The organism is Terrabacter sp. FW104-15G4B (assembly GCF_058790095.1).
In genome coordinates this window covers 30,100-56,750 of sequence record NZ_JBYTCI010000021.1, presented here as the reverse complement: position 1 = coordinate 56,750, position 26,651 = coordinate 30,100, and the positions used below count along the sequence as shown (strand labels likewise).

Here is a 26,651-nt window from a genome sequence, read left to right as displayed (position 1 = left end):
GGAAGCCGTCGACGCGCGGGTGCAGCCCACCGAAGATCGGGGTAACACATGTCGAATGAGCGCCAGCTCGCCGAGGTACGGTTCCTGACCGTCGCCGAGGTCGCCTCGATCATGCGCGTGTCGAAGATGACCGTCTACCGGCTCGTCCACGGCGGAGACCTTCCGGCCGTACGCGTCGGCCGCTCCTTCCGGGTTCCGGAGGACGCGGTGCACAAGTACCTCCAGACGTCCTACATCGACACCGCGTGACAGCAGCGTCTCCACGCACCGAAGGGGCGGCCGCGACCACCTGGTCCGGCCGCCCCTTCGGCATTCACGCAGGTGGGCGCGTTACGTGCTTTTGGGCAGGGCGCCCGCACGCGCTACCCTGTGAGCCTGTTCGGCTCGTGAAGTTCGACCTCCCCTTTTCCGAGGGGTGTCGACGCAGGTCGGCACCAGCTCAGTTCAAGGACACGTCTCACGGCAAGGACAAACATGGGTTCTGTCATCAAGAAGCGCCGCAAGCGGATGGCCAAGAAGAAGCACCGCAAGCTGCTGCGCAAGACGCGCCACCAGCGTCGCAACAAGAAGTGACCTGACCAGCTCAGGACCGGCGGCATCGCCCCGCACGCTCTCGACCCTCACCTCCGGTGGGGGTCGTTCGCGTGTTCCGGGTAGGTGATCAGCGAGAGGCTCGACACATCCGCGCCATCTGGCGGTCTGGGCCACGACGGGAGCCGGACGCCTCGGTAGGCTGCGACGTGCGGCACGCCGCGTTCGCACCCCACCGACGACAGGAGGAGCCGATGGCCAAGGTCGTCCTCGTCACGGGGGTGTCTCGCTACCTCGGCGGCCTCTACGCCCGCCGGCTGTCGGCCGATCCCTCGATCGAGCGGATCCTCGCCGTGGACGTCGTGCCGCCGAAGCACTCCATCGGCCGCGCCGAGTTCGTGCGCGCCGACATCCGCAACCCGATGATCGGGCGGATCATGGCGCAGGCCGACGTCGACACCGTCGTGCACATGAACGTCATCGCGACCCCCCGCGACACCGGTGGCCGCGTGACGCAGAAGGAGATCAACGTCATCGGCACGATGCAGCTGCTCGCTGCGTGCCAGAAGTCCGAGTCGGTGACGCGGCTCGTGGTCAAGTCCTCGGCAGCCGTCTACGGCTCCTCGCCGCGTGACCCCGCCATGTTCAGCGAGGACATGCTCCCCAAGACGCTGCCGCGCACCGGCTTCGGCAAGGACTCGGTCGAGGTCGAGGGCTACGTCCGCGGCTTCTCACGCCGGCGGCCCGATGTCGAGATCACGATGCTGCGCCTGGCCAACGTCGTGGGACCCAGCATCAACACCGCGATCACCGACTACTTCGCGCTGCCGCTCGTGCCCGTCCCGCTCGGCTTCGACGCCCGCTTCCAGTTCGTGCACGAGGACGACGCGACCGCCGCGATGATCCTGGCCACCACCGGCCCGGCTGCCGGGATCGTCAACGTCGCCGGTGACGGGTTCCTCACCGTCACCCAGTGCACCGCGATCGCCCGCCGGCCGGTGCTCCCCGTCCCGCTCTCGGCCGCCGGCGTGATCGGCACCGTCGTCAAGCGCAGCGGCCTCGCCGACTTCTCCTCCGACCAGCTGACCTTCCTCGCCTTCGGTCGAGGTCTCGACACCACCCGCATGCGCACCGTGCTCGGCTTCGAGCCGCACTTCACGACCCGTGCCGCGTTCGAGGACTACGCGCGCCACCTGCGGCCGGCCGTGCCCGGCGTCGAGGGTGTCGGCGACGTCGTCAGCGATGCCGCGGGGGGCACCGCCGCTGCCCTCTCCCGAGTCTTCGACAGGATCCAGCCGTGACCGCCGACCCGAGCAAGGCCGCCGAGGCGACGAAGCCCTCGACCGAGACCCCCTCGGGAACGTCCGAGAAGGCCCCGTCGAACAAGACCGAGTCGAGGAAGGCTGCGACGCAGAAGTCCGCAGCGAAGAAGGCAGGCACGATGAAGGCTGCGACGCGGAAGCCTGCGGCGAAGAAGGCCGCAGCCCCGACCTCGACACCGGCCACGGCCGCGACGTCGGCGCGCGCCACGTCGTCCGTCAGGCCTCCCGCCCGAGGGGCCTTCGCCGCCGGGGCAGCCCGGGCGACGGGCGAACGGCGCCGGCGCAGCGGGACCCCGCTCGTGCCGTCCAACCCCGTCGAGCCCAGCGCGGCCCGGCGGCTGGCCACCGGGGCCGGCCCCGGCCAGGACCCCGACGACGTCCTGGCCGCCGTCACGGAGGGGCCGACGGAGCCCGAGACCACGCGTGCGGAAACCACGCCGGCGGCCACGACTCCGGCAGCGACCACGCCGGCAGCGACCAACCAGACTGATCTGGGCCCGGTGGGCCCGACGACCGGGGACGAGCCGGTCGGCGCGGAGCTGCCCGCCGAGCCGACGCCCCCACGCACCCGACCCAGCCGCGCGTCGATGCGCTCCACGCGCCGTGCCACTCCGGGGGAGCCAGCCCGACTGCGGGCGGTCCCGCCCGTGGAGGAGCCGTCGCCGGCGGGGGAGCAGGCGCCGGGCACGGACTCCGGCACACGGCATACGCCATCGGGCGAGCGAGCCGGCCGGGAGCACGCACTCACCTCCGGGCTGCAGTCCCGGGCCGAGAAGCTCGTCGGCGCGGTGCTCGAGGGGGCCGAGCTCTCCTCCGAGTCGCGCCCGGGAGCGGCAGAGCTCGTCGACCTCGCCGTCAACGTGCTGCGCGCGACGGCCACCTCTGCCGGGGTTCCCGCCGAGGAGGCGGAGCGGCAGGTCGCCGAGACGCTCGCCTACGTGCGGCGCCGGCTCACCGGCGACTACGTCGTCGACGAGTTCGGCTTCGACGAGGACTACACCGTCAACGTCCACCTCCCGCTGCTGCGCCCGCTCTACCGCAAGTGGTTCCGCGTCGAGGTCCGAGGCATCGAGAACATCCCCGACGTCGGGGGAGCGCTCGTCGTGGGCAACCACTCCGGCACCGTGGCGATGGACTCCCTGATGACGCAGGTCGCCGTCTACGACGAGCACCCGCGCCGCCGGCACCTGCGCATGCTCGGCGCCGACCTCGTCTTCCAGATGCCGTTCATCGGCACCATGGCCCGGCGCTCCGGCACCACCCTCGCAGCCAACAGCGACGCCGAGCGGCTGCTGGGCAGCGGCGCACTCGTCGGGGTGTGGCCGGAGGGGTTCAAGGGGGTCGGCAAGCCGTTCAGCGAGCGCTACAAGCTGCAGCGCTTCGGCCGGGGTGGCTTCGTGTCGGCGGCGCTCAGGTCGGGCGTCCCCATCGTGCCCGTCTCGATCGTCGGCGCCGAGGAGATCTACCCGATCATCGGCAACATGCCGGCGGTCGCTCGACTGCTCGGGCTGCCCTACGCCCCCATCACGCCGACGTTCCCGCTGCTCGGGCCGCTCGGCGTCGTGCCGCTGCCGAGCAAGTGGCTCATCGAGTTCGGCCCGCCCATCGAGACGACGAGCTTCGGACCGGAGGCGGCCGACGACCCCATGCTCGTCTTCGACCTGACCGACCAGGTGCGCGAGACGATCCAGCAGACGCTCTACAGCCTGCTGATGCAGCGCAAGTCCGTCTTCCTCTGAGCCTTCCGGCACCGCAGCGGCCGCCCCCGCGCCGTCGCCGGCAGATGGGTCAGGGCAGCTTGGTGGGCAGGATCTTGGTGGGCAGGAGCGTCGTGGGGAGGATCGTGCCCGGCAGGCTCGTCGGCAACGGCAGCGCGGGAACGGTCACCGACGGCAGTGGCACCGTGGCGCCGGGCAGGGTGATGCCGCCACCTCCGACCACCACACGCGTGGACGAGATGCTGACGCCGGGCAGGCTCACGGTGGCACCCGGGAGGGTGGCCCCGCCGCCCCCGACGCCGATCGACGAGGTGCCCACCCCGACGCCCGGCAGGTTGACGGTGCTTCCGGGGAGGGTCACGGCGCCGGTCACGCCGACGCTCGGAAGCCCGGCCGCACCCGTCGCCGACGGCGCCGGTGGGCGTGAGGCCGAACCGGTGGGGCCAGGAGAGCCTGCATCTCCCGCTCGTGTCCCGGACGTGCCGGGCCCGGAGCTGGGGCCGGCCGGCCTGGTGGAGCTGGCCCCCGGCGCACTGAGCAGGGCGGTGAGTGCGTGCCTGGCCTGGCTCGCCAGCTCGCCACAGCTCCCGCACGTGGACAGTTGGCGCAGCGTCGTGACCTGGCCGGTCCCGAGGGCGTCACGCAGCCGCTGCCATGCCGGCAACGACGGGACCGGCACGCTCGGCCGCATCGCGTCCACCTGCGGGATGGCGCGGGCGTAGAAGTCGGTCAGCTCGCTGAGCGCCTCGGGACGGTTCTCGGTGCGGTAGACCTCCACGAGGATGGTCTGGGCCCGCCGCGTCGCGTCGGTGGCGGCGTCGTAGGCGGTGTCGAGGTGCTGCGGCTCGGGGTCTCCGCCGTCGATGAGTTTGCGCGCCTCGGTGATGTGCTCCTGGGCCTGGGCGAGGTAGGTCAGGCCTTCGTCGTAGCGAGACCCGGCCAGCTGCACGGCGGCGCGGTCGAGCAGCTGCTTGACACCGTAGAGCGCATCTCCCGGGACCGCCGCTCGCGACGCCACACCGAGCGCGCCACCGATGACGAGGATGCTCGCGGCCACCGCCGCGATGAGCTTGAGCGGCCTGGCCGCCACGCGCAGCACCGAGACCGTGCCACCGCGGGCGCCCTCGCCCCCGGTGGAGGGCTCCGCCTCGAGGTCGGCGCCTGCGCTGTCGGGGAAGGGGGCAACCGGCCGCACCGGCGCGGTCGCGTCGTCGGCGAGCAGCCGGGAGCGAAGGTCGGAGACGAACTCGGCGCGCGGTGCCAGCCCGGCCTGGTCGACGGCCTGGACGGCGTGCAGCACGGCGATCAGCTCGAGAATGCCCGGCTCGGAGGCCTGCTCACCGTCCAGGGCGCGCTGGAGGAGGTCACTGTCGGCGTTGGCACCGATGTCCATGTCTCCTCCTCGTGTCTCTCGTGAGTGGTGGGTGTCGGGCTGGTCGGGCGGGTTGTCCTGGTCAGGCTGGTCGGTGCTGGTCGAGCCGCCGGAGCGGCGGACCCCAGCGGAACGGCATACGCAACGGCATACGGGACGCTCCGGAACGGCAGACGGCACGGCAGGTGGCGAGGGGTGGGTGATGCGGGTCGTTCCGCAGGGGCGGGGGCACGGTCGTTGCCATCGAGCCACCTGCGTTCACGCGGTCCACGGTCGCGCCGGTCGGCGCGCCGCGCGTCGGGCCGGGCCCACACGCACCGTCCCTCCGCCGTGAGAACGACGAAGGTGCGGGCGGGGTTACGCACGTCACAGCTCGACTCCGTCCAGAGCCTTGCGCAACGCCCGGGTGGCCCGCAGCTGCAGCTGCTTGACGGCGCCCTCGGACTTGCCGAGGACCTTCGCCGTGTCGGCGAGGCTGAGCCCCTGCAGGAAGCGCAGGGTGATGCACTCCGCCTGCTCGGACCCGAGGCCCCGGATCGCCCCGACGAGCCGCTCGTCGCGCAGTCGCGTCAGCACCTCGGTGTCGGGGGCATCGACGCGTTCGTCGGCGTCGCGCATGTCGGCGGTCGTGACCTCGAAACGGAACTTCGCCGACTTGACGTGGTCGGCGATGAGGTTGCGCGCGATGGTGACGAACCACGCCGCGATGTCCTTGCCCTGCCACGTGAACGAGTCGATGCGGCGCATCGCCCGGAGGAACGTCTCGGAGGTGAGGTCCTCGGCGAGGGAGCGGTTGGCCACCCGGACGAGGACGTAGCGGAACACGGTGTCGACGTAGACGTCGTAGAGCTGGGCGAAGGCCTCCTTGTCGCCGGCCTGCGCCAGCTCGACGAGGGCCGCGATGCGGGCCTGCTCGTCGGCGTCCCGCTCGGGCTGGCGGCGGGGGCCGATGCCGGCGGTCCCGGTGGCGCCCGGCGTCCCGGCGCGGGCCAGCCCGACGCGGTCGGGGCTCTCGTCGGCCAGGGCCGCCCAGAGCAGGTCGAGCGCCGCGCGCCACCCGGGCAGGGGGAGCGAGAGGGTGGCGGTGGCGGGTGCCCCCGACGAGAACGCGAGAGCTGCTGGAGCCGAACGGGTAGGCGCGATCCGCACCGGCACCGGGCTCCTTCCCGGCGCGGGCACAGGCCTGGGTCGGCTGTCCGCCGTCCTGTTCGCGCGCATTGCGGACAGTCTGACTGAATGCGACCCCAGATGGGACCCCCACGACCTTTTGTGGTGCAGCCGACCGCATGCTCGCGCCTACAGTGGAGGGATGACGACAGAGCCCGACCGGGCAGCCGCCCAGCCGCGCGTCGTCCTGCTCGGTCGACCCGGCTGCCACCTCTGCGACGAGGCTCGCGCCGTCATCGAGCGGGTGACCGGCGAGCTGGGGGTCGGCTGGGAGGAGCGGTCCGTCGACGACGACCCGAAGCTGCTGCGCCGCTATGCCGAGCAGATCCCCGTCACCTTCGTCGACGGGCGCCGTCACGACTTCTGGCGGGTGGACGAGGGGCGCCTCCGTGCCGCCCTGCGATGACCTGCCTCACCGCTCGCTCCCATGCCGTGGTAGGCGCCCGAAGTCAACTTTGTGCATGGCTTCACAAACGTCTAGCCTGATCGGGTCCCCACGTGCTCCGTGTCCCGGAGAACGCCTCTTCTGAGAGGAGCCGGTGAGCAAGAGTGTCCGCCGACCCTGCACTGCGTCGAGAGATACCCGACGCAACCGTCGCGCGGCTCCCCGAGTACCTCCGGACGCTCTCGCGCCTCGCTGAGGACGGCGTCCTGTCGGTCTCCTCCGAAGAGCTCGCGGCCGAGGTCGGGGTGCGCTCCGCGCAGTTGCGCAAGGACCTCAGCCACCTCGGTTCCTACGGGGTCCGAGGAGTCGGCTACGACGTCGAGACGCTCGCCCTCGAGATCTCGCGGGCCCTGGGTCTCACCGAGGACTGGCCCGTCGCCATCGTCGGCATGGGCAACCTCGGGCACGCGCTCGCCTCCTACTCCGGCTTCGTCACCAAGGGATTCCGCATCGTCGGCCTCTACGACGACGACCCGGCGCTCGCCGACGAGCGGATCGTGGGGGTGGCCATCCGGCCGCTGGCCGAGCTCGCCGCGCGCCACGCCCTCGACCCCATCGCGATCGGCGTCATCGCCACGCCCGCGCCGGCGGCACAGGCCGTGTGCGACGCCCTCGTCGGCGCCGGCATCCGGTCCATCCTCAACTTCGCGCCGGCCGTGCTGTCGGTGCCCCACGGCGTGGACGTACGCCGTGTCGACCTGTCCACGGAGCTGCAGATCCTCGCCTTCCACGCCCAGCGCAAGTCCCTCGCCGAGGGCGAGCTCCAGTCGGCGGTGGTCGCGCCGTGAGCCTGCTCGTCATCGGACTGTCCCACCACACCGCCCCGCTGTCGGTGCTCGAGGCGCTCTCGGAGCGGCCCGACCGCGCCGAGGCCATCGCCGCCTCCGTGCTCGGGTCCGCGACGGCCACCGAGGCGGTCGTGCTCTCCACGTGCAACCGCCTCGAGGTCTACGCCTCGGTGCCGGCCTTCCACCCGGCCGTCGCCGCCATCGGTGAGGCCCTCGCCGTCGCCGCCGGCATCGAGGAGACCCCCGGCTCCCGCCGCGTCGTCGGGCCGGCGCCGAGCGACCCTGCCGACGCCCTGGCCGCACGGGCGGAGGCCCTGGCCGACCACCTCTACGTCCGCTACGACGACGCCGCCGTCGCACACGCGTTCACCGTCGCGTGTGGCCTCGACTCGATGGCCGTCGGTGAGGCGCAGATCCTGGGCCAGATGCGCGAGTCCCTGGCCGGGGCCCAGCGCAGGGGGCAGGTCGGCGAGTCGCTCAACGCCCTCTTCCAGGCTGCACTGCGCGTCGGCAAGCGGGCTCACGCCGAGACGGACATCGACCAGCACAGCGTCTCCCTCGTGCACATCGCGCTCGAGGAGGCCGCGGGCGTGCTCGGGTCGCTCGAGCACGTGACCGCCGCCGTGGTGGGAGCGGGCGGCATGAGCGGCCTCGCCGCGGCGACCGCGCACCGCGAGGGCGTCGAGTCGATCACCATCGTCAACCGCACCGCCGAACGCGCCGAGCGCCTCGCGGCCGCGACCTCAGGGGTGGCGCGTCCCTGGTCCGACCTGCGTGACGTCCTGGCGGCGAGCGACCTGGTCATCACCTGCACCGGCGCCGTGGGCCACGTGATCACCGCCGAGATGCTGGCCGAGAGCGCAACCCGCCGCGACGGTCGCCCCCAGGTGGTGGTCGACCTCGCGTTGCCCCGGGACGTCGAACCCGTGGTGTCGTGGCCGCACGCCGTGCCCGGTGTGACCCTCGTGGACCTCCAGGCCCTCGGGCTGCTCCTCGAGGGGCGCGCTGACACCACACAGGTCGTCCGCGTCCGCGAGCTCGTCACCGGTGAGGTCGGCGACTACCTCACCCGCCGCATGGAGAAGGCCGTGGCCCCGACCGTCGCCGCGCTGCGCTCCCGCGCCGCCGAGCTCGTCGCCGCGGAGATGGACCGCCTGGACCAGCGGCTGCCGCGCCTCGACGAGACCACCCGCGCGGAGGTGGCCCTGGCCGTGCACCGCATCGTCGAGAAGCTGCTCCACACGCCCACCATGCGCGTCAAGGAGTTCGCGATGGAGGGCAGCGGCGACGACTACGCCGCCGCCCTGCGCGAGCTGTTCGACCTCGAGCCCAAGGACATCGCCAACGTGTCCACGCCCCCGAAGCGGGCGCAGCCATGACCGCCCTGCGCCTCGGCACCCGCCGCTCCGCCCTCGCCACCACCCAGTCCGGCTGGGTGGCCGAGCGCCTGCGCGAGTCGGGTCACCAGGTCGAGCTCGTCGAGATCACGACCGAGGGCGACGTGTCGGGCGAGCCGCTCAGCGTCATCGGTGGCACCGGCGTCTTCGCCGCCGCCATCCGCCGGGCCCTGCTCGACGGTCGCATCGACGTCGCCGTGCACTCGCTCAAGGACCTGCCCACGACCCCGGAGCCCGGGCTCGTCGTCGCCGCCGTGCCGGTGCGCGAGGACAGCCGTGACGTGCTCGTGGCGCGGGACGGCCTGACGCTCGGTGAGCTGCCCTCCGGGGCCGTCGTCGGCACCGGCTCACCTCGCCGCACCGCCCAGCTCGCGGCACTCGGCCTCGGCATCGAGATCCGGCCCATTCGCGGAAACGTCGACACGAGAATAGGTTTCGTGCACTCGGGCGCGCTCGACGCCGTCGTGCTGGCGCGCGCCGGGCTCGCTCGCCTCGGACGCCTGGGCGAGGCCACCGAGGTCATCGACCCGATCCAGGTCCTCCCGGCCCCGGGCCAGGGCGCGCTCGCGGTCGAGTGCCGCTCGGACCGCCCCGAGGTCGTGGCCGCCGTGTCGGCTCTCGACGACCCCGACACCCGCGCCTGCGTCGTCGCCGAGCGTTCGCTCCTGGCGGCCCTCGAGGCCGGTTGCACCGCCCCCGTCGGGGCGCTCGCCGAGGTCGTCGAGGGCGAGGACGGCCTGGAGCTGTCGTTGCGTGCCTTCGCCGGCACGGAGGACGGCTCGTTCGAGCTGCGCCGCTCGCTCGTCGGGCGCTACGACGAGCCGGAGGTCCTCGGCTCGCGTCTTGCCCGGATCCTGCTGGAGGACGGCGCCGTCGACCTCCAGGTCGCCACGTCAGCTGGACCTGCAACAGACCACGGGCCGCACCCGGCCCCCCACCAACCGGAGCAAGTGTCGTGACTCCTTCCCGCCAGCCGTCAGAGCAGACGGACTCGACCCCCACCCTCGCGACGACACCGGCGTGCGTCGCCTTCGTCGGCTCCGGACCGGGCGACCCCGGTCTCATGACGCTACGCGGCCGCGACCTGCTCGCGACCGCGGACGTCGTGGTCATCGACCGCATCGCCCGCGACGACGCCGTGCTCCAGCACGCCCGCGCCGACGTCGAGATCATCGACGCCGGCCACGGCGAGCAGGGCCAGGAGCTCACCCACGCGGTGCGGGCCAAGCTCGTCGTCAAGGCAGCGAAGTCGGTGGCGCCCGGTGGCCTCGTCGTGCGGCTCATGGACGGTGACCCCGCCACCTTCAACGGGCTCGTCGAGGAGGTGCGCGCCTGCCGCAAGGCCGGCATCACCTTCGACATCGTGCCGGGCGTCTCCGCCCTCACCGCCGGGCCCACGTATGCCGGGGTGCCCCTGACATCGAAGTCCACCCGCGCCGTCCACGTCGTCGGCGTCGACCGCGCGTCGGTCGACTACTCCGCCTACGTCGCCGACGCCGACACGCTCGTGCTGCTCGGCGGCACCGAGGGCATCCGCGCCGCCCTCGCCTCGCTCCTCGCAGCCGGACGCCCAGGCGAGTCCCTCGTCGCCCTGACAGCCCACGGCACCACGGTGCGCCAGTCGTCCGTGGCGACCACCCTGGCGGGGGCCGAGTCGCTCTTCACCGGCAAGGACCCCCTCGAGGTGTCGCTCGCCGTCGTCTCACCGAACGTCGCGCTGCGCGAGGAGTTCGCGTGGTTCGAGTCCAAGCCGCTCTTCGGGTGGAAGGTCCTCGTCCCGCGGACCCAGGCGCAGGCCGGGTCCATGGTCGAGCGGCTCGCCGGCTACGGCGCGACCGCCGACGTCGTGCCCACGATCTCGGTGGAACCGCCGCGCACGCCGCAGCAGATGGAGAAGGCCGTCAAGGGCCTGGTGACCGGCCGCTACGAGTGGATCGGCTTCACGTCGGTCAACGCCGTGCGCGCCGTGCGCGAGCGCTTCGAGCAGTTCGGCCTCGACGCCCGGGCCTTCGCCGGCCTGAAGGTCGCCGCCGTCGGTGGCACCACCGCCGCCGCGCTGCACGACTGGGGCATCAACCCAGACCTCGTCCCGGCCGGCGAGCAGTCGGCTGCCGGCCTGCTCGAGTCGTGGCCCGAGTTCGACGAGGTCCTCGACCCGATCAACCGAGTCCTGCTGCCGCGCGCCGACATCGCGACCGACACGCTGGTCGCGGGGCTGCGCGACATGGGCTGGGAGGTCGACGACGTCACGGCATACCGGACCGTGCGCGCCGCCCCGCCCGCCGCGCACATCCGCGACGCGATCAAGGGCGGCGACTACGACGCCGTGCTGTTCACGTCGAGCTCGACGGTGCGCAACCTCGTCGGCATCGCCGGCAAGCCCCACACCGCCACGGTCGTCGCCTGCATCGGCCCGGCCACGGCCAAGACGGCCCAGGAGCACGGGCTGCGTGTCGACGTCCTCGCCCCCGAGGCGTCGGCCACCAGCCTCGTCGATGCGCTCGCGGGCCACGGTGTCGGGCTCGCCCTCGCGGCCGCCGAGGCCGGTCAGCCGGTGCAGCGACCCAGCGACAAGCGTCCGGCCTCGCGCCGCCGGGCCCGCTGAGCGGCGGGCGGCCATGATCGAGCGTCCCCGCCGCCTGCGGCAGAACCCCGTCCTGCGGTCCCTCGTCGCCGAGACCCGGCTGCACCCCCGCGACCTCGTGCTGCCCGTCTTCGTCGTCGAGGGACTCACCGAGCCGCGGCCGATCGTCAGCATGCCCGGCGTCGACCACCACACGCTCGAGAGCGTCGTCGAGCTCGCCCGCCGCTGCGTGGCAGCCGGACTCGGAGGCATCATGCTCTTCGGCGTGCCGCAGGAGAAGGACGCCACCGGCTCGGGCGCGGTCGACCCGGACGGCATCCTCAACCGGGCCCTGCGGGCGGTGCGCGAGGCCGTCGGCGACGACCTCGTCGTCATGGCCGACACGTGCCTCGACGAGTTCACCGACCACGGGCACTGCGGCGTCATCGACGAGCGCGGGCGTGTCGACAACGACGCGACCAACCTCATCTACGCCGAGATGGCGGTCGCGCAGGCCCGGGCCGGCGCGCACGTCGTCGCCCCCTCCGGGATGATGGACGGCCAGGTCGCCGTCATCCGCGAGGCGCTCGACGCCGAGGGTTTCACCGACACCGTCATCCTCGCGTATGCCGCCAAGTACGCCTCCGCGTTCTACGGCCCCTTCCGCGACGCCGTCCAGTCGAGCCTGCAGGGCGACCGCCGCACCTACCAGCAGGACCCCGCCAACGTCGTCGAGTCGCTGCGCGAGGTCGACCTCGACATCGCCGAGGGCGCCGACATGGTCATGGTCAAGCCCGCGATGTCCTACCTCGACGTCGTCGCGGCCGCTGCCGAGCGCGCCTCGGTGCCGGTCGCGGCGTACCAGGTCTCGGGGGAGTACTCGATGATCCACGCGGCCGCCGCGAACGGCTGGATCGACCTGCGCACGGCCGCCATCGAGTCGCTCACCTCCATCCGTCGCGCCGGCGCCCAGGTCGTGCTGACGTACTTCGCCCTCGATGTGCCGGAATGGCTTGCCTGACACCACTACCATCTGTGACGTCGCAGGAGGTTGACATGTCAGGTGCAGGGGACGAGTGCGTGCGGTGGCTCAGCGACGCTGAACAGGCGTCGTGGAGGGCCGTCCTGCGCGGCACTCGGCTGCTCGAGCGCGCCCTCGACGACGCGCTCGGTGACGCCGGGCTGCAGCTGAGCGAGTACGAGATCATCTCGATGCTCTCGGAGAGCCCGAAGCACCGCCTGCGCATGTCCGAGCTCGCCGCGATGGTGGTCCAGTCGCGCAGCCGCCTGACCCACACCGCCAAGCGCCTCGAGGACCGCGGCTGGGTCACGCGCGAGCAGTGCTCCGACGACCGGCGGGGGGTGGAGCTCGTCCTGACGACAGGTGGCCTCACGGCGGTGCAGGACATCGCCCGGGTGCACGTCCAGAGCGTGCGCGACAACATGGTCGACATCATGACGCCCGATCAGTTCGCGGCCATCGGCGACGCCATGGCCATCGTGCGCGACCACCTCGACCCGGGGCACGTCAGCGACCGCTGACCACCCGCCGGAGCGTACGTCCCGCCGGCGCTGAGAGACTGGTGGCATGAGCTCGCAGCCCGTCCCCGTCCAGACCACCACCGACGCACCTGCGTCCGCAGCGCTGCTGGCCCGCGCGAGCGAGGTGATCCCCGGCGGGGTGAACTCGCCGGTGCGGGCCTTCCGCGCCGTCGGCGGCACGCCGCGCTTCATGGCGAGCGGGCGGGGGCCGTGGCTCACCGACGCGGACGGCAAGCGCTACGTCGACCTCATCTGCTCCTGGGGCCCCATGATCCTCGGCCACGCCCACCCGGAGGTACTCGCCGCGGTGAACGAAGCTGCGGCCAAAGGGTTTTCGTTCGGCACCCCGAGCGAGAACGAGGTGCGGCTCGCCGAGGAGATCGTGCGCCGCGTCGCGCCGGTCGACCAGGTGCGGCTCGTCAACTCCGGGACCGAGGCGACGATGTCGGCGATCCGGCTCGCTCGCGGCTACACCGGTCGCGACGTCGTGGTGAAGTTCGCCGGGTGCTACCACGGCCACGTCGACGCGCTCCTGGCGTCCGCGGGCTCGGGTGTGGCGACGTTCGCGCTGCCCGACTCCGCCGGTGTGCCGCGCTCGAGCGCCGGCGAGACGATCGTGCTGCCCTACAACGACCTCCCGGCCCTCGAGGCCGCGTTCGCCGAGCGCGGCCACGAGATCGCCGCGATCATCACCGAGGCAGCGGCCGGCAACATGGGCGTCGTCCCCCCGGCGCCCGGGTTCACCGAGGGGCTGCTGCGCGTCACGAAGGAGTACGGTGCTCTCCTCGTCTCCGACGAGGTCATGACCGGCTTCCGCTGCAGCGCCTCCGGCTTCTACGGGCTCGAGGGTCCGTATGCCGCGGGGGCCCCGGACCTCTTCACGTTCGGCAAGGTGATGGGTGGCGGCTTCCCGACCGCGGCCTTCGGTGGCCGGGCGGACGTCATGGCGCTGCTCGCTCCGCAGGGTCCCGTCTACCAGGCGGGCACGCTGTCCGGCAATCCCGTCGCCTCGGCGGCCGGCCTCGCGACCCTCCAGGGGTGCACGCCCCAGGTGTACGAGCGTCTCGAGGTCGTCTCGCACGCCATCGCGGACGCCGTCGACAGGGAGCTGTCGGCCGCCTCCGTGCCACACACCATCCAGTGGGCCGGGTCGATGTTCTCGGTGTTCTTCCGCGACGGCGCGGTGGCGAACTACGACGACGCGAAGGACCAGGACACCGCCGCCTTCCGCCGCTTCTTCCACTCGATGCTCAGCCAGGGCGTGCACCTGCCGCCGAGCGCCTTCGAGTCGTGGTTCGTGTCTGCCTCGCACGATGACGAGGCCGTCGAGCAGGTCGTCGCTGCGCTGCCGGCGGCGGCCCGCGCCGCCGCCACCCCCGACTGAATCCCACAGCTCCACCGTCGAAGGGCCACAAACCGCGCCCGCTCAAACCGTCGAAGGGCCACAAACCGGGCCCTTTCACCATCGAAGGGCCACAGAACGTGGCCTTTCGACGGTGGGGCCACGGTTTGTGGCCTTTCGACGGTGTGGGGTGTGGGGGGGTCAGTGGACGGCGGCCAGGAGGACGCCGACGCCGACGAAGAGGCCGCCGAAGACGCGGTTCAGGGTGCGCTGACCCGACTCCCGCTCGGTCAGTCTTCCAAGGCCGCGGGCCGCGGCCGCGAAGAAGAACCACATGACCACCACGTCGATCGCGACGATCGTGGCGGCCAGCACGAGGTACTGCGCCAGCAACGGCCGGTCGGGCCGGACGAACTGGGGCGTGAACGCCAGGAAGAAGACGACGGCCTTGGGGTTGGTCAGGTTGACGAGCAGCCCGCGGCGGAACATCGAGGCCGCCGGCTCACGCTCCACCGCGCTGACCCTGGCCGCCGCCGCCCGCGAACGGAACTGGCGCACACCGAGGTACACGAGGTAGGCGGCACCGGCATACCGGATGACGTTGAAGAGCACGGGTGAGCCGGCGACGAGGACGCCGAGGCCCGCGGCCACCACGGCGATGTGCGCGAGCAGCGCGACCTGCTGGCCGAGGATGCCCCAGATCGAGCGGGTCCAGCCGGAGCCGAGCGAGTTGGCCATCGTGTTGATGGCGCCGGCACCGGGGGTCAACGAGATGAGGGCACCCGCTGCGACGAGCGTGAGCCAGAGGGTCCAGGACACGGGCCGAGTGTAGGGCGCCCGAGCCGGCGCGTTGCAGCAGGTCACAGGGGGTGCACAGGCGCAGGAGCGGATTCGGTCCTGAGCGGGACGTTTGAGAGACTGTCGACCATGGGTCAGATCGCGGGCAGGGCGGCAGCCGCTGCCGGCGACGTCACGGTCGTGCACCTCATGCGACACGGCGAGGTCCACAACCCGCGGGGAGTGCTCTACGGCCGCCTCGACGGCTTCCACCTCTCGCAGCTCGGCACGGAGATGGCGCGCCTCGTGGCCGACCATCTCGCCACCAGCGACATCACCCACGTGGTGGCCTCGCCACTGGAACGCGCGCAGGAGACGGCGAGCCCGGTCGCCGCCGACCACGGCGTCGCGATCACGACCGACGTGCGCGTCATCGAGTCGGAGAACCGTTTCGAGGGGCGCAGCGTCGGCCTCGCCGACCTGGTGCACCCACGCAACTGGCACCTGTTCACCAACGTCACCAAGCCGTCGTGGGGCGAGCCCTACGAGGACATCGCCACCCGCATGCTGGCCGCCATCGTGGACGCCCGCGACGCCGCACGCGGCCACGAGGCCGTCATCGTCAGCCACCAGCTGCCCGTGTGGACGGTGCGCAACAAGCTCGAGGGCCGTCGCCTCTGGCACGACCCCCGCAAGCGCGAGTGCACGCTCGCCTCGTTGACCTCGCTGGCCTACCTCGGCGACGAGCTGACCTCGGTGACCTACTCGGAGCCGGCGGTCGGGCTGCTCGCGCGGGCAAGCCGGAGCGTGGGCGCCTGATGGACCACCTCGACCGACGCACCGCGCTGCGGTGGGGTACCACGGCCATGGCCGCAGGTCTCGTGACCTTCGTCGCGGCGTGCTCCTCGGACCCCAACTCCGTCGCGGACCAGGCACGGGCGGGCGACCGCAAGGGCTACGTCGCCGGGGACGGCTCGATCGAGCAGCTGCCCGTCAGCGATCGCGGCGAGCCGGTCAGGCTCGACGGCACGACCCTCGAGGGCAAGCCGTGGAGCAGCGCCGAGCGGGCCGGCACCGTGCTCGTCGTCAACGTGTGGGGCTCCTGGTGCCCACCGTGCATCGAGGAGACACCGGCGCTGCAGCAGGCCTGGCAGACGGTGCAGGCCAAGGGCAGGAAGGTCGAGTTCATCGGTCTCGACAAGCTCGAGGGCCCCGAGACCGGGCGAGCCTTCCAGACTGCCAACAAGGTCACCTACCCCTCGCTCGCCTACGACGGCGGGGTGCCGCTCCTCGCCCTCCAGGGCAAGGCGTCGGCCACCCCGACGACCCTCGTCCTCGACCGCGAGGCCCGCATCGCGGCTCGCGTCTCCGGCCCCGTGTCCACCACGACGCTGCTCGGTCTCATCGACGACGTCCTCGGCGAGAAGGCCTGAGGGCGGCCTCGTGGACGGCCAGCTCGCCACCGGATCCCTTCTCGCCGCAGGGCTAGTCGCGCTCGTCGCGGGCTTCGTCTCCTTCGCGTCGCCCTGCGTGCTGCCCCTGGTGCCGGGCTTCCTCGGCTACGTCACCGGGCTCTCGGACGTCTCGCTCGAGCGGCGTTCGCGCGGCCGGCTCGTCGTGGGCGCGCTGCTCTTCGTGCTGGGCTTCACCGTCGTCTTCCTCGTCGCCGCAGCCGCCGTCTCCGCGGTGGGCCTGGCCTTCCGTGAGCACCAGAGCGTGCTGCTGCGCGTCGGCGGCGCCGTCGTGCTCGTCATGGGGCTGCTCTTCCTCGGTCTCGGTCGGTCGTATGCCGTCCCGGTCAGCTGGCGACCACGGGCCGGTCTCGCTGGGGCGCCTCTGCTCGGCGCGGCCTTCGCGATCGGCTGGTCGCCGTGCATGGGCCCGACCCTCGGCGCAATCCAGGCCATGGCCGCGCCGATCTCGGCCGAGTCCGGCTCGATCGGCCGGGGCCTGGCGCTCGCGGCCGTCTACTCGATCGGCCTCGGCCTGCCGTTCGTGCTCATGGCCGCCCTCTGGGAGCGCGCCGGCACGGCCAACGACTGGTTGCGACGGCACCGCCGCGCCCTGCAGAATCTCGGCGGCCTGCTCCTCGTCATCGTGGGCCTGCTCATGCTCACCGGGGTCTGGGAGGACGTCGTCGTCTGGATCCAGGTGCGCCTCGTCAACGGCTTCCAGGTGGCGATCTGAGATGAGCACCGACACCGACCCGGCTACCTCGAAACCCGCGGAGGGCTCCGACGGCGCCGAACGCCTACGCAGGGGGATGCGGCCGGACCGCCAGGAGCCCACGCTGCCGACGCTCGGCACGATCGGGATGCTGCGCTGGGGGTGGCGCCAGCTGACGAGCATGCGCACGGCGCTGTTCCTGCTGCTGCTGCTGTCCATCGCCGCCGTGCCCGGTTCGATCTTCCCGCAGCGCAACATCGACGCCGGCCGCGTGGCCGACTACATCGCCCAGCACCGCACGAGCGCGCCGTGGCTCGACCGGCTCGGCTTCTTCGACGTCTACTCCTCGCCATGGTTCTCGGCCATCTACCTTCTGCTCTTCGTCTCGCTCGTGGGCTGCATCATCCCGCGCACGAAGGTCCACCTCTCGGCGCTGCGCTCCACCCCGCCGCGCGCGCCCGCGCGGTTGCACCGGCTCGACGAGTACGCCGAGGTGACGACCACCCTCCCGCCGGACGAGGCGCTCGCCGCCGCTCGAGCGGCACTGCGGCACAAGCGGTTCCGTGTCCACGCGCACGACGGCACCAGCCTCTCGGGGGAGTCGGGCTACCTCCGCGAGACCGGCAACCTGATCTTCCACCTCGCGCTGACCGGCATCATCGTCGGCATGGCCGTCGGGCACCTGCTCGGCTGGCGCGGCGACATCATCCTCGCCGAGGGCGACAAGTTCGCGTCGTCGGCGGGCACCTACAACACCATCTCGCCCGGGCCCTGGGTCGACAGCGAGAAGCTCCCACCGTTCGTGCTGTCCCTCGACAAGCTCCACGTCGAGTTCAACGAGACACCGGGGCGCTCGTTCGGCAGCCCGCGCCTGTTCGACGCCCAGACGACCCTGCAGAGCTCCCCGGACGCACCGAAGAGCAGCGAGAACGTCTCGGTCAACCACCCGATCACGGTCGACGGCGCCGACATCTTCCTGCTCGGCAACGGCTACACGCCCGTCATCACCGTCCGCGACGCGAAGGGCTCGGTGCTCTACCGCGAGGCGACCCCGTTCCTCCCGCAGGACCCGAACTACCGGTCCGTCGGCGTCATCAAGGTGCCGTCCGCGTCCCCGAAGCAGCTCGGCTTCACCGGCTTCTACCTGCCGACGGCGGAGCCGACCTTCACCAACGGTCCCGTGTCCCTCTTCCCCGACGCGAACAACCCCGAGATTGCGATGTCGCTGTGGGAGGGCAGCCTCTTCCCGGGTGGTGCGCCGCAGTCGGTCTACACGCTCAACACCGAAGAGATGAAGCAGGTGCTGCAGCCCAACGGTTCGCCGGCGCTGTTCCGCCTCAAGCCGGGCGAGACCAAGCAGCTGCCCGGCGGGCGTGGCTCGATCACGTTCGACGGCGTGAAGCGCTTCGCCGGACTGTCGGTGCGCACCGACCCCGGCGCCCCGATCAGCCTCGTCAGTGCGATCCTCGCGACGCTCGGCCTCATCCTCGGCCTGACGATCAAGCGACGTCGCGTCTTCGTACGCGTCCGGACGGCCTCGGACGCCCCGACCGCCGGCGCCGCCCCCGGCGGCGGTCCCGACAGAACGCTCGACAGCACCCTTGACGGCACCCTTGACAGCACCCTTGACAGCCCTGCCGGCACCACCGCGCGACCGGCTACCGTGGTCTCCATCGGTGGCCTCTCGAAGGACTCCGACCCCGGGCTCGCCGCGATCGTCTCCGCGATCTCCGCCGGCGTGCACGACCGCCTTGCAGAACGGACCGACCGATCGTGAACCTCGCAGCCAACGCCAATGCCGCGCTCTACGCGTCGATGATCGTCTACACCTTCGCCATGCTCGCCTTCACGTGGCACCTGGCCGCCCGGGCGCCCAAGGTGGCCGACGCCAAGGCCGCCGACCTGGCCGCACGCGACCGAGAGGGCGTCCTCGTGGGCGCGGGCGGCGCCACGAGCGGCGACACGAGCGGCGGCGCGAGCGGTGGGGTGTCGACTCCGGCAACCGGCGCAGGGCCCCGGCCCGGCGCCGGGGAGGGCTTCGAGGAGAGCCTCAAGAGCCGCCAGCGCGGCAGCATCGCGCTGATGCTGACCTACCTCGCGTCGGCGCTGCTCGTCGCCTCGGTGCTGATGCGCGGCCTGGCCGTCGGGCGTCCGCCGTGGGGCAACATGTTCGAGTTCGCCACCGCGGCGGTGGCTGCGGTCGGCGCCGCCTACAGCGTGCTCGCCAAGCGCAACGGCTGGCAGTGGCTGGGCGTCTTCATCGTCACGCCGATCCTGCTCGTGCAGGGCCTGGCCCTCACGGTGCTCTACACCGAGGCCGGCGAGCTCATGCCGGCCCTGAAGTCCTACTGGCTCGGCATCCACGTGTCCGTGGCGTTCCTCGCCGTCGCCTTCTTCACGCTCGGCTTCGCGATCGGGCTGCTCTACCTCGTGCGCCTGCGGCGAGAGGAGAAGCCGCCGGCCAAGCCGAACTTCATCGAGTCCCTGCCGAGCGCGCAGTCGCTGGAGCGCACCGCCTACAGCCTCAACATGGTCGCCTTCATCCTCTGGACGTTCACGCTGATCGCCGGGGCCATCTGGGCCAAGCAGGCTTGGGGGGCCTACTGGCAGTGGGACCCCAAGGAGGTCTGGACCTTCGTCATCTGGACGGTCTACGCCGCCTACATGCACGGTCGGGCGACGGCGGGTGTCGACCACCGCAAGTCGAGCTTGATCGCGCTCGTCGGCTACGTCGCCGTGATCATCAACTTCACGCTGGTCAACCTCGTGTCGACCTTCGTGGGGATGCACAACTACTCCGGCATGGGCTGAGGTGATGTGACGTGGTCCGTTACTCCCTGCTTCGCATCCTGATCTTCTTCGGTTTCCTGCTGCTCTTCTGGCTCATCGGCCTGCGCCACAACCCGGTGCTCCTGCTCGGGGCGGCGGCGATCGCCTCGGCGGCAGCCTCCTACATCCTGCTGCGGGGCATGCGGGACGAGGTCACCGCCAAGCTCGTCGAGCGCCACGAGGCCAAGCTCGAGGCCAAGCAGCAGGTCGACCCGACGAGCGACGAGTACGCCGAGGACGCCGAGGACGCCGAGGACGAGCGGCCGCCGCGCGACGCCGACGCCGACGCCACCGGGGCCGCCTCGACCGACACCCCGCGCCGGACCGAGCGCTGAGCCGCCCCCGGCTGGGCGGTCAGGACGCGAGCCCGACCCGGCCGGCGATCCGGGTCGCCGTCGCGGTCGCGTCGTCGCCCACGCCGAAGAGCAGCGACGACCGCCGCCGGCGCAGGAAGTGGACGCCGACGAAGTGCAGGTCGGGGGCGACGACGCTCTCGCCGTCGACGTGGACGGGGAAGCCCTGCGCGTCGACGAGACCCGGCACGTCCACCCACTCGGTGTAGCGAGACCGGAAGCCCGTGGCCACGACGACGGCGCCGAAACCGCGCAGGTCCAGCTCCGTGGGAGCGGCGGTGTCGAGCCGACCGGGTTCCGGGATGTCCGGTGGCTGCAGGCCATGGGTGCGGCAGACGGCGAGGACCGTGTCCCGCACGAACCGGAAGCCGGCGTCGCCCGCCGCGATCACCTCGGGCAGGTCGGGGGCCATCCGCGCGGAATGCCCGTCGATCTCCAGCAGGTGCCCCGTGAGGTGGACCCCGAGGGCAGCGAGCGTCCGGTAGTGCAGGTCGTGGCCCCCTCCGGCGCCGCTCGCCTGGACGTTCGCGCCGTGCCGCGCCGCGGGGCTCGTGAGCTGCTCGGGCGTCTGCTCGTAGAAGGACGAGTCCATCAGCCACTCGAAGAGGTCACGGCCCCCGACCCGTCGCGGGAACCACGGCGCACGGCCGCACGCCATGACGACGTCACGGCCGGAGAGCACCAGCTCCTCGGCGATCTGGCACGCGCTCTGGCCACTGCCGACGACGAGCACCGGTCCCTCCGGCAGCGCGGCCGGGTTGCGGTAGCCGAGCACGTCGACGCACGGCACGTCGGGCGCGAGCCCGGAGACGGCACACGACCGGAGGGGCCGCTGGTAGGCGCCCGTCGCCACGACGGCGACCCGGCTGCGGATCGGCCCGGTGTCGGTCCGCAGCTCGAACCCACCGGCCCTGTGGCGTGCCAGCCGGCGCACCGGGACGCCCTCGCGCACCCGACCCAGCCGGCCGGCATACGCCCGCAGGTGCTCGGCGATCTCGTGGCGCGACATGAACCCGTGCGGGTCGTCGCCGGCGTAGGTCGCGCCGGGCAGCCGGACGGTGTGGTTCGGGCCGACGAGCGTGAAGCTGTCCCACCGGCCGAGCCAGGACGAGCCGGGCTCGCCGGCCTCGAGGACGACGTGCTCGACCCCGCGTACGCCGAGCTCGTGGCTCGTGGCGAGACCGGCCTGGCCGGCCCCGATGACGACGACGTCGATCTCCTCGGGCACGCCTCCACGGTGGCACCGCCCGCCGTCCGGCGTCAGCCGAACGCGGCGGCTCCCGGGTCACTGGCCCGGATGGAGGTAGCCGTCGCGACCGGCCACGAGGAAGCACCTCGACCCGCGGGGCGGGCTTGCAGACGCGTCAGGGCCGGCCGAGCCCGAGGCCGACGGCGAGCAGGAGCGACCAGGCCAGCTGGAACTGGCCCGTGCCCGCCAGCGCCGGGACCAGCCCGGCACCGGTGGCGCGACCGACGACCGCCTGCATGGGGCGCACCACGAGCGGGGCGGCCAGCAGCGCCAGCAGCGCCCACGGCGACGTGAAGGAGGCGAGGCCGGTCATCACGAAGGCGACGGCCACGAGGGCGACGTAGAAGACCCGGGTGCCGGACTCGCCCACCCGCACCGCGAGGGTGCGCTTGCCGTGCTCGCGGTCGGTGGGGATGTCACGCAGGTTGTTGGCGACGAGGATGGCCGACGCGAGGGCCCCCACCCCGACGGCCCCGGCCCAGCAGGCGCCTGTGGGTGGGGTCATCGTCGCCATCGTGCCGACCGTCGCCACGAGGCCGAAGAACACGAAGACGAAGACCTCACCGAGGCCGAGGTAGCCGTAGGGGCGAGAGCCCCCGGTGTAGTACCAGGCGGCGACGATGGCGGCAGCGCCGATGGGGATCATGATCCACAGGCCGGAGAGGCCGACGAGCGCCAGCCCGACGAGACCGGCGAAGAAGAAGCACGCGAAGGCCGCGATCTTGACCGACCGGGCGTCGGCGAGCCGCTGGCCGACGAGCCGCACCGGCCCGACGCGCACCTCGTCGGTGCCGCGGATGCCGTCGGAGTAGTCGTTGGCGTAGTTGACCCCGATCTGGAGGGCCACGGCCACGACGAGGGCGAGGACGGCATACGCCCAGACGATGTGACCGGTCTGGTAGGCGGCACCGGTGCCGACGAGGATGGGGGAGACGGCGGCGGGCAGGGTGCGAGGGCGGGCGCCCTCGATCCACTGGGACAGGGTGGCCATGGAGGTCTGGGGCGTCCTTCTACAGCTTGCGGAGGAAGTCGGGGTCGTCGTCGGGGCCGAGGGGGCCGCGCGGTCCACGCGGGCCGGGCGGCTGCCGGCCCGGACCCCGTGCCGCCGGACCGCCGCGGGCGTCGCTACGACCGGCCACGAGCCACAAGACCGGTCCCACCACAGGCACGAGGACGGCGATCAGCCAGACGGGCTTGGGCATGATCCGCACCAGGCGCCGGTCGGTCTGCAGGCAGTCGACGACGGCGTAGATCGAGGCGAAGACGACGAGGGCGACCAGCACGACGCGGAGCACGGCGACCTCCTTCGCAGCGGGGTGGACACCCCCATCTTGCCACCGGTCAGCCGGCGCCTCGCGCAGACCGTCGGATGGCGTCCCGATCGGGCTTGCCCGGTCCGCGCTGGGGGATCGATGGCAGCACGAGGACGCGGCGGGGGAGCGCCGCATCGGGGAGTATGCCGCGCAGCCGGTCGCGTACGTCGCGGGTCGTCAGCTGCCCGGCCGGGTCGACGAGAGTGACTGCGGCGCAGACGGACTCGCCCCACTCGGGGTCTGGCAGGCCGATGACGACGACGTCGAGGACGTCGTCCAGGTGGCGGGTCATCGCGTCCTCGACGACTCCGGGGTTGATCTTCAGGCCGCCGGTGTTGATGACGTCGTCGGCGCGCCCGTCGATGACGAGCAGGCCGTGCTCGTCGAAGTGGCCCAGGTCGTCGGTGCGGAACCACCGCACCCCGTCCGGGTCGGTGCTGAAGGCGTCGCCGGTCAGGGCCGGCTCGCCGAGGTAGCCGTGGGCCACGGTGTCGCCGCCGAGGACGACGTGCCGGTCGTTGTCGACGTGGACCCGGCTGACCGGCAGCGGGCTCCCGTCGTAGACGCACCCGCCGGCCGTCTCGCTCATGCCGTAGGTGAGGCTCAGCGACACCCCGGCGGAGCGGGCCCGCTCGACGAGGGCGGCCGGCGTCGCGGCGCCGCCGACGAGCACGCCGTCGAAGACGCGCAGCACCTCCAGGCCGAGGGGGTCCTCGACGAGCCGGGAGAGCTGGGTGGGGACCAGGGCCGTGTAGCGCCGTGGAGCCGACGAGGTCGGCTGCACGCGCCCGGTGGCCTCGGCGAAGCCGGCCACAGAGAACCCGTCGCGCAGGTCGAGCACGGCCGGCGGGGTGCCCGAGGCGAGCGAGCGCAGGAGCACCTGCAGCCCGGCCACGTGGTGGGCCGGCATGGCGAGCAGCCAGGCGCCGCTGCCACCCAGGACCTGGTGGGTCGCCCACGCCGACCGCTCGAGCGCGTCGGAGGTCAGCAGGGCGCGCTTGGGCCGGCCGGTCGACCCGGACGTGCCGATGGCGACGGCCAGCCGTTCGGGGAGCCCGGACAGGTCGTGGGCCGACACGGACGGCGGCGGCTCGGTCGCGGCATACGGCAGCACGGGTGCGCGCCCGGTGAGCGCCGCCTCGAGGGCCGGCAGGACGTCGAGCACGGCAGGTCCGGCCGGGACCGGCAGGGGGCGCGGGAAGGGGGCGGCCATCAGGCAGGTCTCGCTCTCGCAGTGGCGGTGCGCCGGGCCCGTCGGCGCTGCCGCACCGCCATGGCGACGGTTGCCGCCATCGCGACGGCGCACACCGGGAAGCCGATGTGGGGCACGAGGGGCAGCACGATGCCGAGGACGCCGCCGACGACCCAGAGCACCTGGAGGATGGTCTCGGACCAGGCGAAGACGGAGGTGCGGACGTTCTCGGGGACCTCACGCTGCACGAGGGCGTCGAAGCCGAGCTTGGACAGCTGTGCCGACAGCCCCTGGACGAGGCCGAGCAGGAGGAGCGTCCACAGGCCGTACCAGATCCCGGTGGCGGCGCAGCAGACCGTCGCCGCGAGGACCGACACCATGGCGATGCGTTCGGGACGTTGGTCGCGCACGACGTTGCCGACGACGCTCCCGAGCCCGTTGCCCAGGCCGATTGCGATCGCCACGAGCACGAGCACGAGCTCGGCGCGCAGGCCGTCGATCGGGTGCTCCTTGGCGAGGAAGGCCAGGAAGAGGATGAGGAAGCCGGTCAGCACGCGGGTGCCGCCCGTCGACCAGAGGGCGTGCATGACGGGCCACGGGATGGCCTGCTTGCGACGGCGGAAGCGGCCCAGCGGGCCCAGCGAGTCCACGGTCAGGGCGTCGCCCCCGACGGGCGTACGCCGTGCGGCCGGGTCGTCACCCCACCCGCGCTGGGTGCCGCGCAGCGAGCTGACTGGTGCCTGGCCACCGCGCCCCGACGGGCGTGCGCTGCTGATCGGGATGGGCGTCGTGTCCTCGATCGACACCTCGCCTGCGGAGGAGTCGACCCGCGCCGGCAACCGGATCGCCTGGACGGTGCCGACGACGAAGACGACGAAGGCCAGCCGCAGCGCCCAGGTCGGGCCGGCGAGCATGGCCAGCCCGCCGAGCGCGCCGCCGACGACGGCACCGACGACACCGGCCATCGACACGCGGGAGTTGGCCTTGACGAGCGTCGTGCCCGGTGGCAGCAGGCGGGGCACCGCCGAGGCCCGGGTGATGGTGTAGGCGCGAGACGCCACCAGGCAGCCCAGCGCAGCCGGGAAGAGCCAGCTGCTGTCGGTGGCCAGGGCCTCGGCGAGCACCCAGCAGAGGAAGGCCCGCAGGGCCAGGGTTGTGCCGATCGCCCAGCGCCGGCCATGGGAGAAGCGGTCGAGCAGCGGCCCGATGAGGGGTGCGACGAGTACGAACGGCACCATCGTCAGCAGCAGGAACGTCGCGACGTCGCTGCGCGCCTGCGCGGTCTGCGGGTTGAAGAAGAGGGTGCCGGCCAGCGCGAGCGTCATGATCGTGTCGCCCGTGGTGTGGCTGGCGTGCAGCTCCGTGACGCGGGCCAGTCCCGACTCGCCGGCCCCGCCGGAGTGGGTGTACGCGTGGGCCCGGCCGGCCGCGCCGCGTCCCGTCCGGGCGGTCACCCGGGCCGTGCCCGCGACGGCTCGGCGCACGCCGCGACCCACGGCGCGCGTCGCGCTCGCCGCCGTCGTGCGCCGGCCAGCGGCGCGGCGGTCGTCGCTCGGTCCCACGCCGACATCCTGCCCTGTCGGGGGCTGGCCCGTGCGCCCGACACCGATGGGCGCCGTCAGCTGGCTGTCAGAAGTACCAGGGGAAGGGCGACCAGTCGGGCTCGCGCTTCTCGAGGAACTGGTCACGGCCTTCGACGGCCTCGTCGGTCATGTAGGCCAGGCGCGTCGCCTCGCCCGCGAAGACCTGCTGGCCCATCAGCCCGTCGTCGGCGAGGTTGAAGGCGAACTTCAGCATGCGCTGGGCCTGCGGGCTCTTGCCCATGATCTCGGTCGCGACCTGCAGCGCCTCGCGCTCGAGGTCGGCGTGGTCGGCCACGAGGTTGACCGCGCCCATGCGCTGCATGTCCTCGGCGGAGTAGGTGCGGCCGAGGAAGAAGATCTCGCGGGCGAACTTCTGCCCGACCATCTTGGCGAGGTAGGCGCTGCCGTAGCCGGCGTCGAAGCTGCCCACGTCGGCGTCGGTCTGCTTGAAGCGGGCCTGCTCGCGGCTCGCGATCGTGAGGTCACAGACCACGTGGAGCGAGTGGCCGCCGCCGGCCGCCCAGCCGTTCACGACGGCGACGACGACCTTGGGCATCGTGCGGATGAGGCGCTGCACCTCGAGGATGTGCAGCCGGCCGCCCTGGGCCTTGGTGCGCGCTTGGTCCACAGTGTCGGCGGTCTCGCCCTCGGCGTACTGGTAGCCCGACCGCCCGCGGATGCGCTGGTCACCGCCGGAGCAGAAGGCCCACTTGCCGTCCTTGGGGCTCGGCCCGTTGCCGGTGAGCAGCACGACACCCACGTCCGGTGTCATGCGGGCGTGGTCGAGGGCGCGGTGGAGCTCGTCGACGGTGTGCGGCCGGAAGGCGTTGAGCACCTCGGGCCGGTTGAAGGCGATGCGCACCACCCCGGACTCGGCGTGCGGGCGACCGGCCACGGGTCGGCGCCGGTGGTAGGTGATGTCGCTGAGGTCGAAGCCCTCGACGGGCGCCCACTCGGTCGGGTCGAAGATCTCGGACACGCTGCGCTCGCTTCTCACGGACC

Annotated in this window: 27 protein-coding genes; 18 read left to right on the top strand and 9 right to left on the bottom strand. The window is 72.5% G+C overall.

Features of this window, described 5'->3' with window-relative positions; translation table 11 throughout:
• The first annotated feature begins 48 nt into the window (after positions 1-48).
• The 4 genes from AC3WRT_RS15470 (at position 49) to AC3WRT_RS15455 (ending at position 3,592) form a co-directional block, all read left to right on the top strand.
• Positions 49-249, top strand: coding sequence for a helix-turn-helix domain-containing protein (locus AC3WRT_RS15470; RefSeq protein WP_020145054.1), 201 nt, complete (start codon positions 49-51; stop codon positions 247-249).
• Positions 250-474: 225 nt separating this feature from the next.
• Positions 475-573 carry a 30S ribosomal protein bS22 gene (locus AC3WRT_RS15465; protein ID WP_003792170.1) on the top strand — a complete coding sequence of 33 codons (99 nt, stop codon included), beginning with the start codon at positions 475-477 and terminating at the stop codon, positions 571-573.
• A 212-nt stretch (positions 574-785) separates the two neighbouring features.
• The gene (locus AC3WRT_RS15460; RefSeq protein WP_492723397.1) at positions 786-1,832 is read left to right on the top strand and encodes an NAD-dependent epimerase/dehydratase family protein; all 1,047 of its coding nucleotides are present in this window, start codon (positions 786-788) and stop codon (positions 1,830-1,832) included.
• The gene (locus AC3WRT_RS15455; RefSeq protein ID WP_492723395.1) at positions 1,829-3,592 is read left to right on the top strand and encodes a lysophospholipid acyltransferase family protein; all 1,764 of its coding nucleotides are present in this window, start codon (positions 1,829-1,831) and stop codon (positions 3,590-3,592) included. Before AC3WRT_RS15460 ends, AC3WRT_RS15455 begins: the two co-directional genes overlap by 4 nt.
• Positions 3,593-3,641: 49 nt before the next feature.
• On the opposite strand, the gene AC3WRT_RS15450 is transcribed toward AC3WRT_RS15455, so the two are convergent.
• Positions 3,642-4,964: a DUF5667 domain-containing protein gene (locus AC3WRT_RS15450; protein ID WP_492723393.1), complete on the bottom strand. Its 1,323-nt coding sequence runs from the start codon at positions 4,962-4,964 to the stop codon at positions 3,642-3,644.
• Between the two features lie 345 nt (positions 4,965-5,309).
• Positions 5,310-6,092 (bottom strand): RNA polymerase sigma factor, encoded by a 783-nt coding sequence (locus AC3WRT_RS15445; RefSeq protein WP_492723391.1) that lies wholly within the window; start codon positions 6,090-6,092, stop codon positions 5,310-5,312.
• A 160-nt stretch (positions 6,093-6,252) separates the two neighbouring features.
• On the opposite strand from AC3WRT_RS15445, the gene AC3WRT_RS15440 reads away from it, so the two are divergent.
• The 8 genes from AC3WRT_RS15440 to hemL all read left to right on the top strand — a co-directional run bounded on the left by AC3WRT_RS15440 (position 6,253) and on the right by hemL (position 14,229).
• Positions 6,253-6,516 carry a glutaredoxin family protein gene (locus tag AC3WRT_RS15440; RefSeq protein ID WP_492723389.1) on the top strand — a complete coding sequence of 88 codons (264 nt, stop codon included), beginning with the start codon at positions 6,253-6,255 and terminating at the stop codon, positions 6,514-6,516.
• 143 nt (positions 6,517-6,659) lie between these two features.
• The gene (locus tag AC3WRT_RS15435; RefSeq protein ID WP_492723387.1) at positions 6,660-7,343 is read left to right on the top strand and encodes a redox-sensing transcriptional repressor Rex; all 684 of its coding nucleotides are present in this window, start codon (positions 6,660-6,662) and stop codon (positions 7,341-7,343) included.
• Positions 7,340-8,722 (top strand): glutamyl-tRNA reductase, encoded by a 1,383-nt coding sequence (gene hemA, locus AC3WRT_RS15430; RefSeq protein WP_492723385.1) that lies wholly within the window; start codon positions 7,340-7,342, stop codon positions 8,720-8,722. Before AC3WRT_RS15435 ends, hemA begins: the two co-directional genes overlap by 4 nt.
• Positions 8,719-9,699, top strand: a complete 981-nt coding sequence (gene hemC / locus AC3WRT_RS15425; protein WP_492723383.1) for a hydroxymethylbilane synthase — start codon at positions 8,719-8,721, stop codon at positions 9,697-9,699. Before hemA ends, hemC begins: the two co-directional genes overlap by 4 nt.
• Positions 9,696-11,345, top strand: a complete 1,650-nt coding sequence (locus AC3WRT_RS15420; protein ID WP_492723381.1) for a bifunctional uroporphyrinogen-III C-methyltransferase/uroporphyrinogen-III synthase — start codon at positions 9,696-9,698, stop codon at positions 11,343-11,345. The genes hemC and AC3WRT_RS15420 overlap by 4 nt, the downstream gene beginning before the upstream one ends.
• Before the next feature lie 13 nt (positions 11,346-11,358).
• Positions 11,359-12,324, top strand: a complete 966-nt coding sequence (gene hemB, locus AC3WRT_RS15415) for a porphobilinogen synthase (RefSeq protein WP_492723380.1) — start codon at positions 11,359-11,361, stop codon at positions 12,322-12,324.
• Between the two features lie 35 nt (positions 12,325-12,359).
• Positions 12,360-12,845 carry a MarR family winged helix-turn-helix transcriptional regulator gene (locus AC3WRT_RS15410; protein WP_492723378.1) on the top strand — a complete coding sequence of 162 codons (486 nt, stop codon included), beginning with the start codon at positions 12,360-12,362 and terminating at the stop codon, positions 12,843-12,845.
• Positions 12,846-12,891: 46 nt separating this feature from the next.
• Entirely contained in the window at positions 12,892-14,229 is a 1,338-nt protein-coding gene (gene hemL / locus AC3WRT_RS15405; RefSeq protein WP_492723376.1) for a glutamate-1-semialdehyde 2,1-aminomutase, read from the top strand.
• A gap of 159 nt (positions 14,230-14,388) precedes the next feature.
• Here the strand turns inward: hemL and AC3WRT_RS15400 are convergent, their stop codons facing one another.
• Entirely contained in the window at positions 14,389-15,006 is a 618-nt protein-coding gene (locus tag AC3WRT_RS15400; RefSeq protein ID WP_492723374.1) for a LysE family transporter, read from the bottom strand.
• 108 nt (positions 15,007-15,114) lie between these two features.
• On the opposite strand from AC3WRT_RS15400, the gene AC3WRT_RS15395 reads away from it, so the two are divergent.
• From AC3WRT_RS15395 to AC3WRT_RS15370, 6 genes are read left to right on the top strand one after another with little or no spacing between them, the layout of a single operon-like run.
• Positions 15,115-15,783 carry a histidine phosphatase family protein gene (locus AC3WRT_RS15395; protein WP_492723372.1) on the top strand — a complete coding sequence of 223 codons (669 nt, stop codon included), beginning with the start codon at positions 15,115-15,117 and terminating at the stop codon, positions 15,781-15,783.
• Positions 15,783-16,397, top strand: a complete 615-nt coding sequence (locus AC3WRT_RS15390; RefSeq protein WP_492723371.1) for a TlpA family protein disulfide reductase — start codon at positions 15,783-15,785, stop codon at positions 16,395-16,397. Before AC3WRT_RS15395 ends, AC3WRT_RS15390 begins: the two co-directional genes overlap by 1 nt.
• A 10-nt stretch (positions 16,398-16,407) precedes the next feature.
• Positions 16,408-17,151: a cytochrome c biogenesis CcdA family protein gene (locus AC3WRT_RS15385; RefSeq protein WP_492723369.1), complete on the top strand. Its 744-nt coding sequence runs from the start codon at positions 16,408-16,410 to the stop codon at positions 17,149-17,151.
• Position 17,152: 1 nt separating this feature from the next.
• Positions 17,153-18,907: a cytochrome c biogenesis protein ResB gene (resB, locus tag AC3WRT_RS15380; protein ID WP_492723368.1), complete on the top strand. Its 1,755-nt coding sequence runs from the start codon at positions 17,153-17,155 to the stop codon at positions 18,905-18,907.
• Positions 18,904-19,941: a c-type cytochrome biogenesis protein CcsB gene (gene ccsB / locus AC3WRT_RS15375; protein ID WP_492723366.1), complete on the top strand. Its 1,038-nt coding sequence runs from the start codon at positions 18,904-18,906 to the stop codon at positions 19,939-19,941. Before resB ends, ccsB begins: the two co-directional genes overlap by 4 nt.
• Before the next feature lie 11 nt (positions 19,942-19,952).
• Positions 19,953-20,294 carry a DUF4229 domain-containing protein gene (locus tag AC3WRT_RS15370; protein ID WP_492723364.1) on the top strand — a complete coding sequence of 114 codons (342 nt, stop codon included), beginning with the start codon at positions 19,953-19,955 and terminating at the stop codon, positions 20,292-20,294.
• A gap of 19 nt (positions 20,295-20,313) precedes the next feature.
• Here the strand turns inward: AC3WRT_RS15370 and AC3WRT_RS15365 are convergent, their stop codons facing one another.
• The 6 genes from AC3WRT_RS15365 to AC3WRT_RS15340 form a co-directional block, all read right to left on the bottom strand.
• Positions 20,314-21,540 (bottom strand): flavin-containing monooxygenase, encoded by a 1,227-nt coding sequence (locus AC3WRT_RS15365; protein WP_492723362.1) that lies wholly within the window; start codon positions 21,538-21,540, stop codon positions 20,314-20,316.
• A 136-nt stretch (positions 21,541-21,676) separates the two neighbouring features.
• The gene (locus AC3WRT_RS15360; protein WP_492723360.1) at positions 21,677-22,552 is read right to left on the bottom strand and encodes a 1,4-dihydroxy-2-naphthoate polyprenyltransferase; all 876 of its coding nucleotides are present in this window, start codon (positions 22,550-22,552) and stop codon (positions 21,677-21,679) included.
• 19 nt (positions 22,553-22,571) lie between these two features.
• Entirely contained in the window at positions 22,572-22,856 is a 285-nt protein-coding gene (locus tag AC3WRT_RS15355; RefSeq protein ID WP_492723358.1) for a PLDc N-terminal domain-containing protein, read from the bottom strand.
• Positions 22,857-22,902: 46 nt separating this feature from the next.
• Positions 22,903-24,087 (bottom strand): o-succinylbenzoate--CoA ligase, encoded by a 1,185-nt coding sequence (gene menE / locus AC3WRT_RS15350; protein ID WP_492723356.1) that lies wholly within the window; start codon positions 24,085-24,087, stop codon positions 22,903-22,905.
• The gene (locus AC3WRT_RS15345; protein WP_492723354.1) at positions 24,087-25,628 is read right to left on the bottom strand and encodes an MFS transporter; all 1,542 of its coding nucleotides are present in this window, start codon (positions 25,626-25,628) and stop codon (positions 24,087-24,089) included. Before AC3WRT_RS15345 ends, menE begins: the two co-directional genes overlap by 1 nt.
• A 67-nt stretch (positions 25,629-25,695) precedes the next feature.
• Entirely contained in the window at positions 25,696-26,646 is a 951-nt protein-coding gene (locus AC3WRT_RS15340; RefSeq protein ID WP_492723352.1) for a 1,4-dihydroxy-2-naphthoyl-CoA synthase, read from the bottom strand.
• Positions 26,647-26,651 lie beyond the last annotated feature (5 nt).

Excerpts from the sequence above, each read along its gene's own strand:
- hemB (WP_492723380.1), top strand. The coding sequence starts at position 11,359 with ATGATCGAGCGTCCCCGCCGCCTGCGGCAGAACCCCGTCCTGCGGTCC.
- AC3WRT_RS15395 (WP_492723372.1), top strand. The coding sequence starts at position 15,115 with ATGGGTCAGATCGCGGGCAGGGCGGCAGCCGCTGCCGGCGACGTCACG.
- AC3WRT_RS15470 (WP_020145054.1), top strand. The coding sequence starts at position 49 with ATGTCGAATGAGCGCCAGCTCGCCGAGGTACGGTTCCTGACCGTCGCC.
- AC3WRT_RS15390 (WP_492723371.1), top strand. The coding sequence starts at position 15,783 with ATGGACCACCTCGACCGACGCACCGCGCTGCGGTGGGGTACCACGGCC.
- AC3WRT_RS15450 (WP_492723393.1), bottom strand. The coding sequence starts at position 4,964 with ATGGACATCGGTGCCAACGCCGACAGTGACCTCCTCCAGCGCGCCCTG.
- AC3WRT_RS15465 (WP_003792170.1), top strand. The coding sequence starts at position 475 with ATGGGTTCTGTCATCAAGAAGCGCCGCAAGCGGATGGCCAAGAAGAAG.
- hemL (WP_492723376.1), top strand. The coding sequence starts at position 12,892 with ATGAGCTCGCAGCCCGTCCCCGTCCAGACCACCACCGACGCACCTGCG.
- AC3WRT_RS15360 (WP_492723360.1), bottom strand. The coding sequence starts at position 22,552 with ATGGCCACCCTGTCCCAGTGGATCGAGGGCGCCCGCCCTCGCACCCTG.
- AC3WRT_RS15410 (WP_492723378.1), top strand. The coding sequence starts at position 12,360 with ATGTCAGGTGCAGGGGACGAGTGCGTGCGGTGGCTCAGCGACGCTGAA.
- hemC (WP_492723383.1), top strand. The coding sequence starts at position 8,719 with ATGACCGCCCTGCGCCTCGGCACCCGCCGCTCCGCCCTCGCCACCACC.
- AC3WRT_RS15440 (WP_492723389.1), top strand. The coding sequence starts at position 6,253 with ATGACGACAGAGCCCGACCGGGCAGCCGCCCAGCCGCGCGTCGTCCTG.
- resB (WP_492723368.1), top strand. The coding sequence starts at position 17,153 with ATGAGCACCGACACCGACCCGGCTACCTCGAAACCCGCGGAGGGCTCC.
- menE (WP_492723356.1), bottom strand. The coding sequence starts at position 24,087 with ATGGCCGCCCCCTTCCCGCGCCCCCTGCCGGTCCCGGCCGGACCTGCC.
- AC3WRT_RS15460 (WP_492723397.1), top strand. The coding sequence starts at position 786 with ATGGCCAAGGTCGTCCTCGTCACGGGGGTGTCTCGCTACCTCGGCGGC.